This window comes from Pseudomonas sp. FW305-3-2-15-E-TSA4 (assembly GCF_058787295.1).
This window is the reverse complement of record NZ_JBYSZP010000026.1, coordinates 1-17360: the sequence shown is the minus strand read 5'-3', so window position 1 is coordinate 17360 and position 17360 is coordinate 1. Positions and strand designations below refer to the sequence as shown.

The 17360-nt window shown below is 60.4% G+C and carries 14 protein-coding genes; 6 read left to right on the top strand and 8 right to left on the bottom strand.

The window, feature by feature from the left end; translation table 11 throughout:
* Positions 1–40: 40 nt before the first annotated feature.
* The 3 genes from AC3WMV_RS26500 to AC3WMV_RS26490 form a co-directional block, all read right to left on the bottom strand.
* A complete protein-coding gene (locus tag AC3WMV_RS26500; RefSeq protein ID WP_103370576.1) occupies positions 41–1312 on the bottom strand; it encodes an OmpP1/FadL family transporter in 1272 nt (423 codons plus the stop codon).
* Positions 1313–1458: 146 nt separating this feature from the next.
* Entirely contained in the window at positions 1459–1941 is a 483-nt protein-coding gene (locus tag AC3WMV_RS26495; RefSeq protein ID WP_103369752.1) for a hypothetical protein, read from the bottom strand.
* A 274-nt stretch (positions 1942–2215) separates the two neighbouring features.
* Entirely contained in the window at positions 2216–2440 is a 225-nt protein-coding gene (locus AC3WMV_RS26490) for a hypothetical protein (RefSeq protein ID WP_007962908.1), read from the bottom strand.
* Positions 2441–3450: 1010 nt separating this feature from the next.
* Between AC3WMV_RS26490 and AC3WMV_RS26485 the strand changes: the two genes are divergently transcribed.
* Positions 3451–3774: an SEL1-like repeat protein gene (locus tag AC3WMV_RS26485; RefSeq protein WP_081730279.1), complete on the top strand. Its 324-nt coding sequence runs from the start codon at positions 3451–3453 to the stop codon at positions 3772–3774.
* 175 nt (positions 3775–3949) lie between these two features.
* Complete coding sequence (locus tag AC3WMV_RS26480; RefSeq protein ID WP_177325662.1) at positions 3950–5314, top strand: DNA recombination protein RmuC; 1365 nt, start codon at positions 3950–3952, stop codon at positions 5312–5314.
* 113 nt (positions 5315–5427) lie between these two features.
* Here the strand turns inward: AC3WMV_RS26480 and AC3WMV_RS26475 are convergent, their stop codons facing one another.
* Together AC3WMV_RS26475 and AC3WMV_RS26470 are read right to left on the bottom strand one after the other, a co-directional pair.
* Positions 5428–8904 (bottom strand): hybrid sensor histidine kinase/response regulator, encoded by a 3477-nt coding sequence (locus tag AC3WMV_RS26475; RefSeq protein WP_103369751.1) that lies wholly within the window; start codon positions 8902–8904, stop codon positions 5428–5430.
* A gap of 222 nt (positions 8905–9126) precedes the next feature.
* Positions 9127–9669 carry a TetR/AcrR family transcriptional regulator gene (locus tag AC3WMV_RS26470; RefSeq protein ID WP_103369764.1) on the bottom strand — a complete coding sequence of 181 codons (543 nt, stop codon included), beginning with the start codon at positions 9667–9669 and terminating at the stop codon, positions 9127–9129.
* A 91-nt stretch (positions 9670–9760) separates the two neighbouring features.
* Here AC3WMV_RS26470 and AC3WMV_RS26465 point away from each other — a divergent pair, with 91 nt between their 5' ends.
* The 4 genes from AC3WMV_RS26465 (at position 9761) to AC3WMV_RS26450 (ending at position 14540) form a co-directional block, all read left to right on the top strand.
* A complete protein-coding gene (locus AC3WMV_RS26465; protein ID WP_103369765.1) occupies positions 9761–10948 on the top strand; it encodes an MFS transporter in 1188 nt (395 codons plus the stop codon).
* Between the two features lie 51 nt (positions 10949–10999).
* On the top strand, positions 11000–11311 hold the full coding sequence (locus AC3WMV_RS26460) for a cupin domain-containing protein (RefSeq protein ID WP_103369766.1): 312 nt from the start codon (positions 11000–11002) through the stop codon (positions 11309–11311).
* 105 nt (positions 11312–11416) lie between these two features.
* Positions 11417–12568 carry a TDT family transporter gene (locus AC3WMV_RS26455; protein WP_103369767.1) on the top strand — a complete coding sequence of 384 codons (1152 nt, stop codon included), beginning with the start codon at positions 11417–11419 and terminating at the stop codon, positions 12566–12568.
* A 97-nt stretch (positions 12569–12665) separates the two neighbouring features.
* Complete coding sequence (locus AC3WMV_RS26450; protein WP_103369768.1) at positions 12666–14540, top strand: MFS transporter; 1875 nt, start codon at positions 12666–12668, stop codon at positions 14538–14540.
* Between the two features lie 123 nt (positions 14541–14663).
* On the opposite strand, the gene sugE is transcribed toward AC3WMV_RS26450, so the two are convergent.
* The 3 genes from sugE to rdgC form a co-directional block, all read right to left on the bottom strand.
* A complete protein-coding gene (gene sugE / locus AC3WMV_RS26445; protein WP_003223093.1) occupies positions 14664–14978 on the bottom strand; it encodes a quaternary ammonium compound efflux SMR transporter SugE in 315 nt (104 codons plus the stop codon).
* 119 nt (positions 14979–15097) lie between these two features.
* Positions 15098–16063 (bottom strand): bile acid:sodium symporter family protein, encoded by a 966-nt coding sequence (locus tag AC3WMV_RS26440; RefSeq protein ID WP_096797726.1) that lies wholly within the window; start codon positions 16061–16063, stop codon positions 15098–15100.
* A 149-nt stretch (positions 16064–16212) separates the two neighbouring features.
* Positions 16213–17133, bottom strand: coding sequence for a recombination-associated protein RdgC (gene rdgC, locus AC3WMV_RS26435; RefSeq protein ID WP_003223096.1), 921 nt, complete (start codon positions 17131–17133; stop codon positions 16213–16215).
* Between the last annotated feature and the right edge of the window lie 227 nt (positions 17134–17360).

Below are 17360 nucleotides of genomic sequence, written 5' to 3'. Positions count from 1 at the left end.
GGCTTTTTTGTGGGCGAGGGTTTAGCCTCGCCGTGCAGCATCAGAAGCGATAGGTCGCGCCAACACCGAAACCGTTTGCCGAGTTTTCATACTTGGCGTCGTAGCTCTGGCCACGATTGTTTTCGTTGCGAATCTTGACCGACTCTTCCTTCAGGTACGAGTAAGCGACGTCGATGGTCAGGTCTTCGGTCGGGCTCCAGCCGGCACCGATGCTGAAGATCGTGCGGTCGCCGGTCGGGATGCGTGGCGAACGGTCGACGTTGTTGGTCGGCGACTGGTCGAAGGTCAGACCGGTACGCAGTACCCATTCCTTGTTCAACTGATACGAAGTACCCACGGCGTAAGCCCAGGAGTCGTGCCAGTTCTGCTCTTCGGTAATCTCGCCGAACTGACCGGCCAGCAGCGGCTGTACGCCCGAGTTTTCAACGGTGATCTTCTTCAACTGGCTCCAGCGGGTCCAGGTCGAACCGGCGTAAACGTTCCAGCGATCGTTGATCGCCTGAGTAACCGAGAAGTCCACGGATTCAGGGGTGGTGATCTTCAGCGAAGCGTCGTACTTCTGCTGGGCGCTTAGGCCGACGGCGCCCAATACGCCGTAGTTGACCTTGGTGTTGCCTTCGAGCTTGTAATCGACTTTCGAGTGGTAGGTCAGACCCAGACGAGTGGTGTCGGTGGCCTGTACCAGCACGCCGATGTTGTAGCCCAGCGCGGTGTCGTCACCCTTGATCTTGACCTTGCCGTCCGGCGCAGCCTGAGTGATCGACAGGTTGGATTCCAGCGTGCCGTCGATGCGGTTGATGGTCGGACCGAAACCGATCGACACCACGTCGTTGAACTTGTAGCTGACAGTTGGCTGGAAAGTGATGACTTGTACTTCGGACTTGCTGCCGAAGTAACGGCCGCCAAAGCCTTTTTCGTAGTCGGTAATCAGACCGAACGGCACGTACACGCCGAGGCCGAATGCCCAATGCTCGTCGATCGGTTTGACGTAGAAGCCCATAGGTACGGAGGTGAAGGGCACCATGTCGCCTTTGTTGCTGCCGCCGTTAGGGCTGGAGCTGGCGTCGCTGATATCGGTCTTGGCATCGAGAAATGCAACACCGCCAGTGACTTGTTCGCGCGTGAGGCGCGACATGCCGGCAGGGTTGCCATAAACAGTGCTTGCGTCGTCGGCAGAAGAGGATCGCCCAGCGTAACCAGTGCCCATCCCGCTGATGCTGTGTTCGTTGATGGCAAAGCCAGCTGCGAAGATCTGGGTGGATGCCATGGTAACGGCGAGGCTAAGGGTGGTTTTGAGCATGACTTTTTTCATTATTAGAACTCCTGGTGATCACCGGGGCGAAAATTACCAACATTTTCGTCCCAGCGCTATAGTCCGTATGGCTTGAGTTAGAGCGGTTTTGTAGGACAATCCGACCAGATTCGCGACCTGTTGAGCGATCTTCTAAAACTCGCCAGTCAACACGCGACCTGATTCATCGGTGAAACACAGGTTTGCCAGGCGCAGGTGAAGTCGCGCAGACGTCCCTGAGGCTGGAAGGTCTGACGCCAGATTCGCGCCATACCCAGCAGATCGTCCGGAGCGGGGAGGGTGGGGTGTTGTTCTTCTACCAGCAGCCAGGCGATGGCAGTGGCGTAACGCAGGTTGACGGTCAATTCCAGGTGCGGGCCACTGAGAAAGGCATGCTGGCTGGCGAGGCCGCGGACGAGGCTGGCACGCTCCGGATCGAGCGCCAGATAGTGATCCCAAAGGGCCTGGTGACGGTGCTCGGCAATCCGGTAAAGGCCGTGGCCCCGGCGGTCATGCAGGGCGGAACCGAGGGCGGACTGGCTGGCCGCTATCCCCAGCAGCAGGGATTCGGCGGTTACGCAGTGGCGTCCCAGATAGATCAGTGTGGGACGGATCACATAGCGGCACAGTTCGCTGGCAGCGATACCCATAAAACCCTCGGATCTTGTAATGGGGCGGCGATACCTGAAGGGGCCTTGGCAGCGGTGGATCGACTCAGGCTCGCCGGAAGCGGATCAAGCCGCTTGAGTTGAAGTGTAGTGTCATATTTGCGACGTAAAGGCCTGTTTTTAAAATATTTCCGGCAGCGAGCCGCAAGCGTTATATCCGAAGGTGCTTAGGCATGAAGGGTTAAAAGCGAAACATCAGGCAATAAAAAGCCCCGCATTGTGTGCGGGGCTTTTGCTTTTGCAGCCTTTTCGGCTCTCAGGCAATCAAGGCCTGACGCGTACGATCAATAATGGCCTGCAGCGGTTCGGCGCTGGAGTATTGATCGGGGTACAGACGCTCGCTGTGGCGGGCGATCCCGTGTTCATTGACCACGGTGAAGCTGAAGCAGCCTTTGCGAGCGGCCATGATCAGGCAGTTCATTGGGGCAAAAGCGTTGGTTAGGGTGCGAATGGCATCCTGAGTCTGGATTTGAGTAGACATAGTTATTAGGTGTTCCTACAAATGACACGGATAAGAACCGTGCAACGTTAAAACGTTCCAGTAATGTCGACCACCATTGGTCGAACAAAGAACCCGACTGGAACAAAGCAGCCAGTTTGAAGCGCTATTAAGTTGGCGCGCTTGGGCTGGCAGGTAGGTACTTAGGAGGACAGGCAACACATCGAGGGCAAAGGTTCTGGGCCCGGGGTGAAGATCCTGATCAATTTGCAGGTTGGTTCGGTCAGAGTAAGTGGTCTTCGCAACACCCTTTGCATTCATTCAAAGGCAGTGTCGGCGCAAGATTTACCTGGAAACCATCGAGGGGTCGTTCCCGCTTTTTTCGGTGAAGGGCTTCTGGGAAGAAGGTTGACCGTGGGGATGTGTTCGACCGGAATTGACTTTCAGCTTGGTACTAACGCCGCGGATAGTAACGGAACGTCCTGGGCAATGCAAACCCGGCGGCAAAAAAAGATTTCGGTCGGTGGCGCGGATCACGGGGGACAGGGCTGGCCCCTTCGCGAGCAGGCTCGCTCCCACAGGAGAACGGGGCCGATTGCAGGAGCAAGCCTGCTCGCGAAGAAACCATCCGTCGCCACAAAAGCGTGCAGCCATGCCCAGCGCCAACCCGCTTATCCCCAGTCCGAGGCGCCAAAAGGGCCAAAAAAGCGCATCGATATAACCGGGTAACAGGTACTTGTGCACATTAGTTGCGCAGACGGTAACCTTGCTGTCATATCAATCCTGACCCCGATGGCTGCCTGTATCAAAAGTTTAAGTCAATGAAAAATATCGTCTTTTTTTGTTGGTGAAAAAATCGTCAGTTTGACTGCGAGCCCCATTCCACAAGGCTTTGCGGAGGTTCGGGAGCGGTTGTCCACTGAGTTATCCACAGCTTCTGTGGATTGTCCCTAGCGCTTGCTCTAGGACGGGCGTGCCGGGTTTTTTTCGACTTTACCTGTACGAAAAAGAGAGTAGAGTGGCGCGCCTTCCGATCTGTCCCACAGTGTTTTATGAAGTTTCGCTCAGTATCAGACTCTGTTACCTCCGAACACCCTCGTGTTACCCCTCCCAAGCGATTTTCCGTGCGTGTGGCCGAATGGCTGCTCGACAGCCCGCGCCTGGGCGATAGCCGTAATGCCAAGCATCTGGCGGGGCGTCTGCTCAAGCAACCGGCGCGCGAAGGCGTGGTCGCCGCGCAAAGTCGTCTCGGCCAATTGATGTGCCGCGAGTGCGGCAATGCCCGTGATCGGCGCATCGGGCAGGATCTGCTGCGCCAGGCCGCCCGCGCCGGCGACCGGCGTGCACAACGGGAACTCGGACTGCTCGAAGACTGAGCTGTCCAACGCCCCACGGCTTGGTTAACCTTCAGGCTTTATCGAATCGGCAGGAGTGGCTATGGCTATGGACTTGACCAGCGTGTTGCTGGGTCTGGCGGGCGCGGGATTGCCGCTGCTGGCGCTGGCCTGGCAACTGCAACGGCGGGCCAGTGATCGGCAAGCCGAGGTCGCCTTGCTCGAAGAGCGTCTGGCCATGGCGCAACTGGCGCAGGACGGGCTCAACGCCCAACTTGAAGCCAGCCGCGATGAAATCGTCGACCTCGGCCAGGCCAATGCCGCCAAACAGGCGGAGCTGGCGGCCCTGCGCCGCGAAGTCGAGCTGCTGCAGATCGAGCGCGATGATGCCCGTGACGCTTCCCACGCGTGGAACATCGAGCGCGCCAACAAAGAAGCTGAATTGCGGCGTCTCGACGCACAGGCCGCGTCGCTTAACGCCGAACTGCGCGAGCAACAGGAAAGCCATCAACAACGCCTCAACGACCTGCAAGGCTCGCGCGATGAGCTGCGCGCGCAGTTCGCCGAGCTGGCGGGGAAGATCTTCGATGAGCGTGAACAGCGCTTTGCCGAGACCAGTCAACAGCGCCTCGGGCAGTTGCTCGATCCGTTGAAAGAACGCATCCAGTCCTTCGAAAAGCGCGTGGAAGAAAGTTATCAGGCCGAAGCCCGCGAACGCTTCTCGCTGGCCAAGGAGCTGGAGCGTCTGCAAGCGCTTAACCTGCGCCTGAGCGACGAAGCGACCAACCTGACCCGCGCCCTCAAAGGCCAGAAGACCCAAGGCAACTGGGGTGAATTGATCCTTGAACGGGTGCTGGAACACGCGGGGCTGGAGAAGGGCCGCGAGTACCAGACCCAAGTCAATCTCAAGGGGCCGGACGGCGAGCGCTTCCAGCCGGATGTGATCATTTACCTGCCGGGCGACAAGCAGGTGGTGGTCGACTCCAAGGTCAGCCTCACTGCCTATCAGCAGTACGTTGCCGCCGAAGATGACACCCTCGGCCAGGTCGCGATCAAGCAGCACGTGCTGTCTCTGCGCAGCCACGTCAAGGGCCTCGCCGGCAAGGATTACAAGCGTCTGGAAGGCCTGCACAGCCTCGATTTCGTCTTGCTGTTCGTGCCGATCGAAGCGGCATTTTCCGCCGCCCTGCAAGCCGAGCCGGCGTTGTTCCAGGAAGCGTTCGACCGCAACATCGTGATCGTCAGTCCGACCACGTTGCTGGCGACGTTACGGGTGATCGACAGCCTGTGGAAGCAGGAGCGGCAGAGCCAGAACGCCCGGGAAATCGCTGAGCGTGCCGGCTGGCTGTACGACAAGTTCGTACTGTTCATTCAGGATCTGGACGAAGTCGGCAATCGCCTGCAACAGCTGGACAAGGCCTACAGCTCGGCGCGCAACAAACTCACGGAAGGGCGCGGCAACCTGGTCAGCCGCAGTGAGCAGCTCAAATTGCTGGGCGCGCGGGCCAGCAAGAGTTTGCCGGCGGATCTGCTGGAGCGGGCGATGACCGATGTCGATGGGCTGGTCGAGCTCCCGGAATAACCCGAAGAGCTTCGCGAGCAGGCTCGCTCCCACAGTGAAATGCATTCCAAAGGTGGGAGCGGGCTTGCTCGCGAAGGCGTCAGTGGTAGCGCTGCAACACTCAAGTCAAACGGTTACAGCGGCACATACCGACTCAGCAACGCCCGCAACGCCGCCGGTTTCACCGGTTTGGCCAGATAATCCAGCCCTGCCGCATGCACCTGCGCCACCGTCTCCGGGCGACCATCGGCGCTGATCACCACACCCGGTACCGGCTCACCCAGCGTGGTGCGCAACCACGCCATCAGCTCGGTTCCGGTATCGCCGTGATCGAGGTGATAGTCGACCAGTGCCAGTTGCGGCCGCACACCCTCGTTAAGCAGCGCCGCGCATTCCTCGCGATTGCGTGCCGTCCATACCTGACAGCCCCAACGGCTCAGCAGGCTGTTCATGCCAATCAAAATGCTGTCTTCGTTGTCGATGCACAGCACCTGCGCACCGCTGTGCAACTTGCCATTCAACTCGACCGCAGTGTGCACCGGCAGCGGCACCGACTGCGCCCGGGCCAGCGGTACGCTGACGCTGAACACGCTGCCGCGCCCCGGCCACGAACGTACGCGCAGGGTGTGGCCGAGCACGCGACATAAACCGTCGGCAATCGCCAGGCCCAGCCCAAGACCTTTTTCGGCGCGGGTCTGATGGCTGTCGAGGCGCTTGAACTCCTCGAAAATCACTTGTTGTTTGTCTTCCGGAATTCCCGGCCCGCGATCCCACACTTCCAGGCTCAACTCGCCATCGCGCCGACGTACGCCCAGCAGCACCGGGCCCTTGGCATAGCGGAAAGCGTTGGTCAGGAAGTTCTGCAGAATCCGCCGCAGCAATTTGATGTCGCTGTCGATGCGCAACTGGCTTCCGCGCACACGGAACTTCAGGCCTTGTTCCTGGGCCAGCGCCTTGAATTCGGCGCCGAGCGTATCGAACAGCTCATTGAGCGCGAACGGTTTGCGATCGGGGTTGATCTTGCCGTTTTCCAGGCGGGAAATATCCAGCAGGTCGCTGATCAGGTCTTCTGCCGAGCGCAGCGAACTGTCGAGGTGTTGCACCAGTTTCTGCGCCTCGCTGCTCAAGCCGTCGTCCTGATGGGACAGGGCGGCAGAGAACAAGCGAGCGGCGTTCAACGGCTGCATCAGGTCATGACTGACGGCGGCGAGGAAGCGGGTTTTCGACTGGTTCGCCGCCTCGGCATGGCCCTTGGCTTCGGTCAGTGCGACGTTGAGCTGCGATAGCTCCTGCGTGCGCTCGCTGACCCGTTGCTCCAGGCCTTCGTTGGCCTCGGTCAGTGCCTGCTCCGCTTCGCGGAACGCGGTGATGTCGGTGAAACTCATGACGAAACCGCCGCCGGGCATCGGGTTGCCGATCAGCTCGATCACCCGGCCGTTGGGGAACAAGCGTTCGGAGGTGTGCGCACGGCCCTGACGCATCCAGTGCAGGCGCCGGGCGACGTGGACTTCCGCCTCGCCGGGGCCGCACAGGCCACGTTCGGCGTTGTAGCGAATGATGTCGGCAATCGGCCGGCCGACGCTGATCAAACCGTCGGGGTAGTTGAACAACTCCAGATAACGCCGGTTCCATGCCACCAGTTTCAGCGACTGGTCGACCACGCTGATGCCCTGGGTAATGTTCTCGATCGCGCCCTGCAGCAACGCGCGGTTGAACTGCAGGACTTCCGAGGCTTCGTCAGCGATACGGACCACGTCCTCCAGCTGCATTTCCCGACCTTCGATCGCGGCTTTTACCACCGCGCGCGTCGACGAAGCACCGAGCACACCGGCCAACAAGCGTTCGGTGTGGGCGATCCATTCGCCATCGGCGTTCTGGTTCGGGTTGAAGCCCTTGCCCTGCCGGTAGGCGAAACGAATGAAGCTCTGTCGCGCGCGCTCTTCACCGACAAAGCGTGCCGCCAGTTGCAGCAAATCATCAATCTGCACCGCCAGCATCGAGCGCGCACTCGGCCGCGCGCTGATTTCCTGACCGATGAAGCGCCCGGCCTGCCAGTGTTCCGAAACCCGCGTACGCGACAGCACCGAAACCCAGGCGAACAACGTGAAGTTGCCCGCCAGTGACAGCACGACGCCTTGGGTCAGCGGGGTGATCGGCAGGTTCAGCGGGTTGCTGTGCAGCCACGCCAGACCGGGAAACGTGCTCAATGACCAGCCGAGACTATGGGCCGCAATCGGCAGGATCAGCGTGTAAAACCAGAGGAACGTACCGGCGGCCAGACCGGCGAACACCCCACGGCGGTTGGCCTGTTTCCAGTACAGCGCGCCGAGCATCGCCGGGGCCAGTTGGGTGACAGCGGCGAAGGCGATCTGGCCGATGGTCGCCAGGCTCGCGGTGGAGCCGAGCAAGCGGTAGCTGACGTAGGCCAGCAACAGAATCAGCACGATGCTCACGCGGCGCACCGAGAGCATCCACTGGCGGAACACTTCGAACGGGCGCTCGGCGTTGTTACGTCGCAGTAACCACGGCAAGAGCATGTCGTTGGAAACCATGGTCGACAGTGCCACGCTGGCCACAATCACCATCCCGGTGGCCGCCGACGCACCGCCGATGAACGCCAGCAACGCCAATGCCGGATGGGCCTGGGCCAACGGCAGGCTGATCACGAACGAGTCGGGCAACACGTGACTCGGCAGCATCATCTGCCCGGCGAGGGCGATCGGCACCACGAACAGCGCGGCCAGCGCCAGATACGCCGGGAACACCCACTTGGCCAGACGCAGGTCCTGCGGGTCGATGTTCTCCACCACGGTGACGTGAAACTGCCGCGGCAGGCAAATGATCGCCATCATCGCCACCCCGGTCTGCACCACCATCGATGGCCAGTTAATCGTTTCCTTCCAGTATTCCTCGAGGCGCGGCGCGAGCATCGCCTGATTGAACAGGTCGTCAAACCCGTCGTACAGCCCATAGGTCACGAACGCGCCAACGGCGAGAAAGGCGAACAACTTGACCAGCGATTCAAAGGCAATCGCCAGCACCATGCCGCGGTGGTGTTCAGTGGCGTCGAGGTTGCGCGTGCCGAAGACGATGGTGAACAGCGCCAGCACCAGCGAGACGATCAGCGCGGTGTCCTGGGCGCGGGTGCCCATGGCGTCGGCCCCGGCGCCGATCAGCAGATTCACGCCAAGGACGATGCCTTTGAGTTGCAGAGCGATATAGGGCAGGACGCCAACCAGACAGATCAGCGCCACCACCACCGCCAGCGATTGAGATTTGCCGTAGCGCGCGGCGATGAAGTCGGCAATCGAGGTGATGTTCTCCTGCTTGCTGATCATCACCATTTTCTGCAGGACCCACGGCGCGCCCAGCAGCAACAGGATCGGTCCGAGGTAGATCGGCAGGAATGACCACAGCTGTTCGGCGGCTTGGCCGACGGCGCCGAAGAACGTCCAACTGGTGCAATAAACCGCCAGTGACAGGCTGTACACCCACGCGCGCATCCGCGGCGGCAACGGTGTGCTGCGACGGTCGCCGTAGAAGGCGATGGCGAACATGATGGCCATATAGGCCAGGGCGACGGCGGCGATCAGCCCGGTGGACAGCGACATGCAACACTCCCGACAAAAGACTCCCCGGCAGTCCTGCCCGGGCGGACAGTCTCGCATGAGTATGGCGGTTAGTCAGTGTCGACCAAGGTCGTGGCGTGGCGTGGTGTCGCAGGTTTGAAACCGGGTGGTTTTTGGGGTGACCGGTCGGGCCTCTTCGCGAGCAGGCTCGCTCCCACATTTGGAATGCAATCCCCTGTGGGAGCGAGCCTGCTCGCGGAAGCGTCAGTCCTGTTGCAGTGCGATATCGATCAACCGATGCAGCTCATCCACCTCCAGCGCCGCCGCCGAAAACAGAATCCGGAACACCACCGGCGCCACCACCAGATTGATCAACCGATCAACGCTCGGCGCTGCTTCATCGGGGTGGCGGTCAATGATGGTCTGCAACTGCCCACCAAGAATCGTCACGCAGTACCCCGGCGTGGCGCTGGCCTGCACATCGCGCATCATGTTGCGCCCCGGCTCTGAGCTCATCTCGTCGAGATACTGTTCAGCCCAGGCGCGAATGTCACCACGCAGGTCACCGGTCACCGCCGGTTCGCTGTCCGGGCGCATGCGAGCGAGGGCGACGTCGGCGAGCAACGCCGCCAGATCACCCCAGCGCCGATAGATCGTCGACGGCGTGACCCCGGCGCGCGCCGCGATTTGCGGGACGGTCACGCTGCTGCGCTCCTGTTCTTGCAGAAGCGCGCGAACTGCCGAATGAATCGACTCTTGCACCCGGGCACTGCGGCCACCGGGGCGTAAACCTTCTTTAATAGCCATGCGTCAGACCTTAACACAAAGAATTTGCTTTAAGCCAAAGCCGGGAGCACACTCCGCAAAAGCAAAAAATTAGCTTTTGCGGAGTGTGCCCATGACCAGCCTTGCTTCCAACCGTGGCAGCCTGATTTTTCTGGCGATCACCTTACTCAGTTTTCTCGCCGCTTCCACGGCGCCGACGCCGTTGTATCACCTGTATCAGGATCAACTGCACTTCTCGGCAGCGGTGCTGACCCTGATTTTCGGCGTGTATGCGCTGAGTCTGCTGGCGGCGCTGCTGACGGTCGGATCGCTGTCCGATCACCTGGGACGTAGACCGGTGATTTTCACTGCCGTGCTGCTCAATGCGCTAGCGATGTTGCTGTTTATCAGCGCCGACAGTGTTGCCTGGCTGATCAGTGCCCGCGTATTGCAGGGTTTTGCCACCGGCATGGCCACCGCTGTTTTGAGCGCGACGCTGCTCGACACCGACCGTCAGCAAGGGCCGTTGATCAACAGCGTCGCACCGTTGCTCGGCATGGCGCTGGGCAGCATGGGCTGCGGCTTGCTGGCCGAGTTCGCCCCGGCGCCGTTGCAACTGACTTACTGGCTGCTGCTGGCGCTGTTTGTGTTGCAGGCGGTGTATGTCTGGCGTCTGCCGGAAAGCGTCACCCCGCAATCCGGGGCTTGGGCTTCACTGCGGCCGACCCTGCATGTGCCGGTTCAGGCGCGTTCGACCTTATGGCGTGTGCTGCCGCTGAACACCGCAACCTGGGCCCTCGGCGGCTTTTTTGCCTCACTGGCACCGTCGCTGGTGCGCACTGCTACCGGTTCGACTTCGAACCTGATCGGCGGCGCTACCGTTTCGGCGTTGACCGTGACCGGGGCGCTGATGATCTTCACTTTGCGCAATCGTCCCGCCGGCAAAGCCCTGCAAATCGGCGCCAGTCTGCTGCCTATCGGCGTGCTGCTGATTTTGCTCGGCGTGCACAGCGCCAGTCTGGCGCTGTTTTTCCTCGGCACACTGGTTGCCGGTTGCGGCTTTGGCTCGGGTTTCCTCGGCGCGGTGCGCAGCCTGGTGCCGTTGGCCCTGCCGCATGAACGGGCCGGTTTGATGTCGGCGTACTACGCGCTGAGTTATCTGGCGTTCTGCTTGCCGGCGTTGCTGGCTGGGCATTTGACCCGCACCTACGGCTTGCTTTCGACCACCGACGGCTACGGTGCCGGATTGATCTTCCTGGCCGTCGCCGCGCTGTTGCTCAGCCTGCGCCCGCAAGCAGTCAAGGCTTGCAGCGCTCCATAAACGTTGTGCTTTCAGTTACCTTTGGCCGGCCTTCTTTTCACGGATCGACCGATGAAGATTATCCGCAGCAAGTCGTTCACCGCCGAGCGTGCCTGGGGTGCGCTGGACATCGCCAACATGAACGGCATCACCACGCGCCTGCACTGGACTGATCAGCCGTACAAATGGCATGTCAACGATGGCGAGGAAGTGTTCGTAGTGCTCGATGGTCAGGTGCGGATGCACTATCGCGAACAGGGCGAAGAAAAGCAGGTGCTGCTGGAGATCGGGGACATTTTCTACGCCTCGGTCGGCACTGAGCACGTTGCGCATCCGCAGGGGGTGGCGCGGATTCTGGTAATTGAAAGCGAAGGCAGTGTTTGACTGCTTATCTGCAAAGTAGATAACAGATAGAGAAATTACCCGTTATATAGATATTCGATTCGGTTCTACCATGGGCTCAACCTCACCTGAGGACAGGAGCTCATGATGATTTGCCCCAACACTGCCAAACCCGGTATCAAGCCGTTCAGCCAGCTTCAGCATCCGCGTGAAGTGATCCGTCAATTCACCCCGAACTGGTTCGCCGCGACCATGGGTACCGGCGTGCTGGCCCTGGCGCTGGCGCAACTGCCGGTGGCGATTCCCGGGTTGCACGCGGTGGCCGAAGGGTTGTGGCTGTTCAACATTCTGTTGTTCACCCTGTTTACCTTCGCTTATGCCGCGCGCTGGATTTTATTCTTCGATGAAGCGCGGCGGATCTTCGGCCACTCCACCGTATCGATGTTCTTCGGCACCATTCCCATGGGCCTGGCGACCATCATCAACGGCTTTCTGCTGTTCGGCCTGCCACGCTGGGGCGAGGGGGTGATTCATCTTGCCGAAGTACTGTGGTGGCTCGACGTGGCGATGTCGCTGGCCTGCGGCGTGTTGATCCCCTACATGATGTTTACCCGTCAGGAACACAGCATCGACCAGATGACTGCCGTCTGGCTGCTTCCGGTGGTCGCTGCAGAAGTGGCGGCGGCCAGCGGCGGTCTGCTCGCGCCGCATCTGGCTGATGCCCATGCACAACTGGTGGTGCTGACCACCAGCTACGTGCTCTGGGCATTTTCCCTGCCAGTGGCGTTCAGCATTCTGACCATCCTCTTGCTGCGCATGGCCCTGCATAAATTGCCCCACGAAAACATGGCCGCCTCAAGCTGGCTGGCCCTCGGCCCGATCGGCACTGGTGCGTTGGGCATGTTGCTGCTGGGCGCTGATGCACCGGCGATCTTCGCCGCCAACGGTCTGCCGGGCATCGGTGAAATCGCTGCAGGCGTGGGGCTGATCGCCGGTATCACCCTGTGGGGCTTCGGCTTGTGGTGGATGTTGATGGCGCTGCTGATCACCGCGCGTTACCTGCGTGACGGCATCCCGTTCAACCTCGGCTGGTGGGGTTTTACCTTCCCGCTGGGCGTGTATTCGCTGGCGACCCTCAAGCTCGCCAGCACGCTGAACCTCGGTTTTTTCAGCGTGGTCGGCTGCATGCTGGTGAGCTTGCTGGCGGTGATGTGGCTGATCGTCGGTAAACGCACCGTGCAAGGCGCGTGGCGCGGTGGGCTGTTTGTCTCACCTTGTATTGCAGGGTTGAAGAAATAACCTGAAAAGTTTAGGTAAGGTGTGGCCTGGAACGCCGATCGAGATTCCAATAAGCAGATCCAGGCCATTCTCTACCGACCTCAGGGAAACACGGAAGATGAGTCACCCCTCACAGTTCAACCTGCTTCGCACTCGGCGCTTCCTGCCGTTTTTCATCACGCAGTCGCTGGGCGCGTTCAACGACAACGTGTTCAAGCAGTCGCTGATCCTCGCCATTCTGTATCGGCTGACCATCGAAGGTGACCGTTCGATCTGGGTCAACCTGTGTGCGCTGCTGTTTATCCTGCCGTTCTTTCTGTTTTCGGCGCTGGCCGGGCAGTTCGGGGAAAAATTCGCCAAGGACGCGCTGATCCGTCTGATCAAACTCGCGGAAATCGCGATCATGGCCGTCGGATCGGTCGGTTTCCTCTTCGATCACCTGTCGCTGATGCTGGTGGCGCTGTTTGCCATGGGCACGCATTCGGCGCTGTTCGGGCCGGTGAAGTATTCGATCCTGCCGCAGGCGTTGCGTGAGGATGAACTGGTTGGCGGCAACGGGCTGGTGGAGATGGGCACGTTCCTGGCGATTCTTGCCGGGACCATCGGCGCCGGGATCATCATGTCCTCGACGCACTACGCGCCGCTGGTTTCGACCGCGATTGTCGGCATTGCGGTGCTCGGTTATCTCGCCAGTCGCAGCATTCCGCGCGCGGCGGCGGCCTCGCCGGAAATGCGCCTGAACTGGAACATCTTCAGCCAGTCCTGGGCCACGCTGAAACTCGGTCTGGGCCAGACGCCTGCGGTGTCGCGTTCGATTGTCGGCAACTCGTGGTTCTGGTTTGTCGGGGCGATTTACTTGACGCAGATCCCGGCCTACGCCAAGGAATGGATGCACGGCGACGAAACCGTAGTCACGCTGATCCTCACGGTGTTCTCGGTAGGGATTGCGCTGGGTTCGATGCTCTGCGAGAAGCTTTCCGGGCGCAAGGTCGAGATCGGACTGGTGCCGTTCGGCTCGTTCGGTCTGACTGTGTTTGGCCTGTTGCTGTGGTGGCATTCCGGCGGAATCCCGGAAAGCGTCAACGGCCACAGCTGGACCGAAGTGCTGGGCTTTGCGCATACCTGGGCGGTGCTGGTCGACATTCTCGGCCTCGGTATTTTTGGCGGCTTCTATATTGTGCCGCTGTACGCCTTGATCCAGTCGCGCACCGCCGAGAACGAGCGGGCGCGGGTGATTGCCGCCAACAATATTCTCAACGCCCTGTTTATGGTGGTGTCGGCGATCGTTTCGATCGTGTTGCTGAGTGTGGTCAAACTGTCGATTCCGCAATTGTTCCTGGTGGTGTCGCTGCTGAACATCGGCGTCAACGCCTACATCTTCAAGATCGTCCCCGAGTTCAGCATGCGTTTCATGATCTGGCTGCTCAGCCATTCCATGTACCGCGTCGAGCACCGCAACCTCGAGGCGATCCCGGACGAGGGCGCGGCATTGCTGGTGTGCAACCACGTGTCGTTCGTCGATGCGCTACTGATTGGCGGTGCGGTGCGTCGGCCGATTCGCTTTGTCATGTACTACAAAATCTACAACCTGCCGGTGCTGAACTTTATCTTCCGCACGGCGGGGACGATTCCGATTGCCGGACGCAACGAAGACATCCAGATCTACGAAAAAGCCTTCACCCGGATTGCCCAGTATCTGAAGGACGGTGAGCTGGTGTGCATCTTCCCCGAAGGCAAGTTGACCACCGATGGCGAGATCAACGAGTTCAAGGGCGGACTGACGCGGATTCTCGAAGAGACGCCGGTGCCGGTGATTCCGCTGGCGTTGCAAGGGTTGTGGGGGAGTTTCTTCAGCCGCGATCCGAACAAGGGGCTGTTCAAGCGGTTGTGGTCGCGGGTGACGTTGGTGGCGGGCTCGGCGGTCGAGGTTGAGGCGGCGCAGCCGGCGAAATTGCAGGGGATGGTGGGGGCGTTGCGCGGGGCAGTCAGATAGTCGTCGCCTGATCGGCCCTCATCGCTGGCAAGCCAGCTCCCACAGGTTTTCTGGATTTACACAAGATTTGTGTTCACCGCAGATCCCTGTGGGAGCTGGCTTGCCAGCGATGGGGCCAGTGGCCTAAGCGCTGACCTTGAGGCCAATCAATCCGGTAATGATCAACGCCACACTGGCCAGCCGAATCAACGCCATCGACTCGCCAAACAGAATGATCCCCGCAATCACCGTGCCCACAGCGCCGACCCCGGTCCAGATTGCATAAGCCGTACCCAGCGGCAATTCCTTCATTGCCAGACCCAGCAGGCCAAGGCTGATGGCCATGGCCGCAACCGTCAGGACGGTGGGGAGCGGGCGGGTGAAGCCGTCGGTGTATTTCAGGCCGACGGCCCAGCCGACTTCGAACAGGCCGGCGAAAAACAGAATGATCCAGGACATGAGAGACCTCCATCGATTGACGGGGCCGTCCCCAGATTGATAACTCGATCGAGCCGCAGGGTCGTCCCCGCGTAGCGCAACAGTCTGCCGAGCATTAATCCGGGGATCAAGTTTCCCGGTCAGTCGGCTGGCTGCTGTGCCAGCGCCTCTCGGTCTTCTTTCTCGCTCATGCGCCGGAAGTACGTCGAGAGCAACGCCCCGGAAATGTTGTGCCAGACGCTGAACAACGCGCTCGGCACCGCCGCCAGCGGCGAAAAGTGCGCGCTGGCCAAGGCCGCGCCCAACCCCGAGTTCTGCATGCCGACTTCCAGCGCCAGCGACTTGCGCTGCGCCAGTGGCAACTTGAACAGGCGCCCGGTGAAGTAACCCAGCAAGTAGCCGAAGCTGTTGTGCAGCATCACCACGGCCATGATCAGCAGCCCGGATTCGGCAATCTTCGCCTGACTGGCGGCCACCACGGCGGTGACGATGATCACGATGCTGACCACCGACACCAGTGGCAACACGTCCACCGCGTGGCGCACCTTGTCGCCGAGCACGCGTTGCGCGACCACGCCGAGCACGATCGGCAGCAGCACCACTTGCAGAATCGACCAGAACAATTCCATGAACGAAACCGGCAACCACGCCGAAGCCAGCAGCCAGATCAGCGCCGGGGTCAGCAGCGGAGCGAGGAGGGTGGTGACGGCAGCAATCGCCACCGACAGCGCCAGATCGCCGCGGGCCAGCCAGGTCATGACGTTGGAAGAGGTGCCGCTTGGGCAGCAGCCGACCAGAATCACCCCGACCGCGATTTCCGGTGGCAGATGGAAGATCTGGCAGAGCAACCACGCCACGCCGGGCATGATCACGAAATGTGCGACCACGCCCAAAGCCACGCGCCACGGATGGCGGGCGACGGCGGCGAAGTCATCGAGTTTGAGGGTCAGACCCATGCCGAACATCACCAGCCCCAGCAGCGGCACGATTGCGCCTTTGAGGCCGAGGAACCACGCCGGTTGCAGGAACGCGATCACGGCGAAAATCAGAACCCAGTAAGCGAAGGTATTGCCGACAAAGCGGCTGAGTGCAGCCAGTGCGCGCATGGCCTGTTCCTTATTATTGAATGAACACCACAAAAACAATTGTGGGAGCGAGCCTGCTCGCGAAAGCGGCGTGCCAGACATCATTAATGTTAACTGTCACTCCGCATTCGCGAGCAGGCTCGCTCCCACAGTTTTGAAACTCGTCAGGATTAGATCCCCTGCGGAGTCTCTTCACCGCCCAACGCTTCCACCAGTGCCGGCAGGAAGTCGCCGAAGGTCAGCATCATCAGGGTGAAGCTGGCGTCCAGTTGGCCCAGAGCCTCGTCGCCGCCGTCCTGTTCCGCCTGATCCTGCAGCAGGTCTTCGAACTTCAGGCGTTTGACGGTCATCTTGTCGTCGAGCATGAACGACAGTTTGTCCTGCCAGGCCAGCGACAATTGGGTGACTACTTTGCCGGTGCTCAGGTGCAGCTGGATTTCTTCGCTGGTCAGATCCTGACGCTTGCAACGCACGATGCCACCGTCTTCATGGGTGTCGCGCAGCTCGCATTCGTCCAGAACGAAGAAGTCCGGGGCGGCTTGCTGGGTGGTCACCCACTCGGTCATCACGGCGGTCGGTGCGGTTTTCACGGTCAGCGGACGCACGGGCAGGGTGCCGAGCACTTCACGCATTGTGGAAAGCAGGTCTTCGGCACGTTTCGGGCTGGCGGAGTTGACCAGGATCAGGCCCTGTTTCGGCGCGATGGCGGCGAAGGTCGACGAGCGACGGATAAAGGCGCGCGGCAGGAACGCCTGGATGATTTCATCCTTGATCTGATCGCGTTCCTTCTTATAGACCTTGCGCATCTGCTCAGCTTCGATCTCTTCGACCTTCTCCTTGACCGCATCGCGCACGACGCTGCCCGGCAGAATGCGTTCTTCTTTACGCGCAGCGATCAGCAGGAAGTCACCGCTGACGTGCACCAGTGGCGCATCTTCGCCTTTGCCGAACGGCGCGACGAAACCGTAGGTGGTCAACTCCTGGCTTGCACATGGACGCGCCAGTTTGGTGGCCAGTGCAGTTTCCAGCGCCTCGGCATCGACAGGCAGGTCTTGGGTCAGGCGATAGATAAGCAGGTTTTTGAACCACATGGGGTGAGTCTCTCCTTTATACAAAGGGGGGCATTATTGTCTTCGCCGGGTCATAGGCCAACCCTTCTCTAAGCCTTTGGAAGGCCTGAGAAAATTAATTAAAAAAGTGCTTGCCAGAGGTTGGGTCGCTCCGTAGAATGCGCGCCACACCGAAGCGAAGGGTGATTAGCTCAGCTGGGAGAGCGTCTGCCTTACAAGCAGAATGTCGGCGGTTCGATCCCGTCATC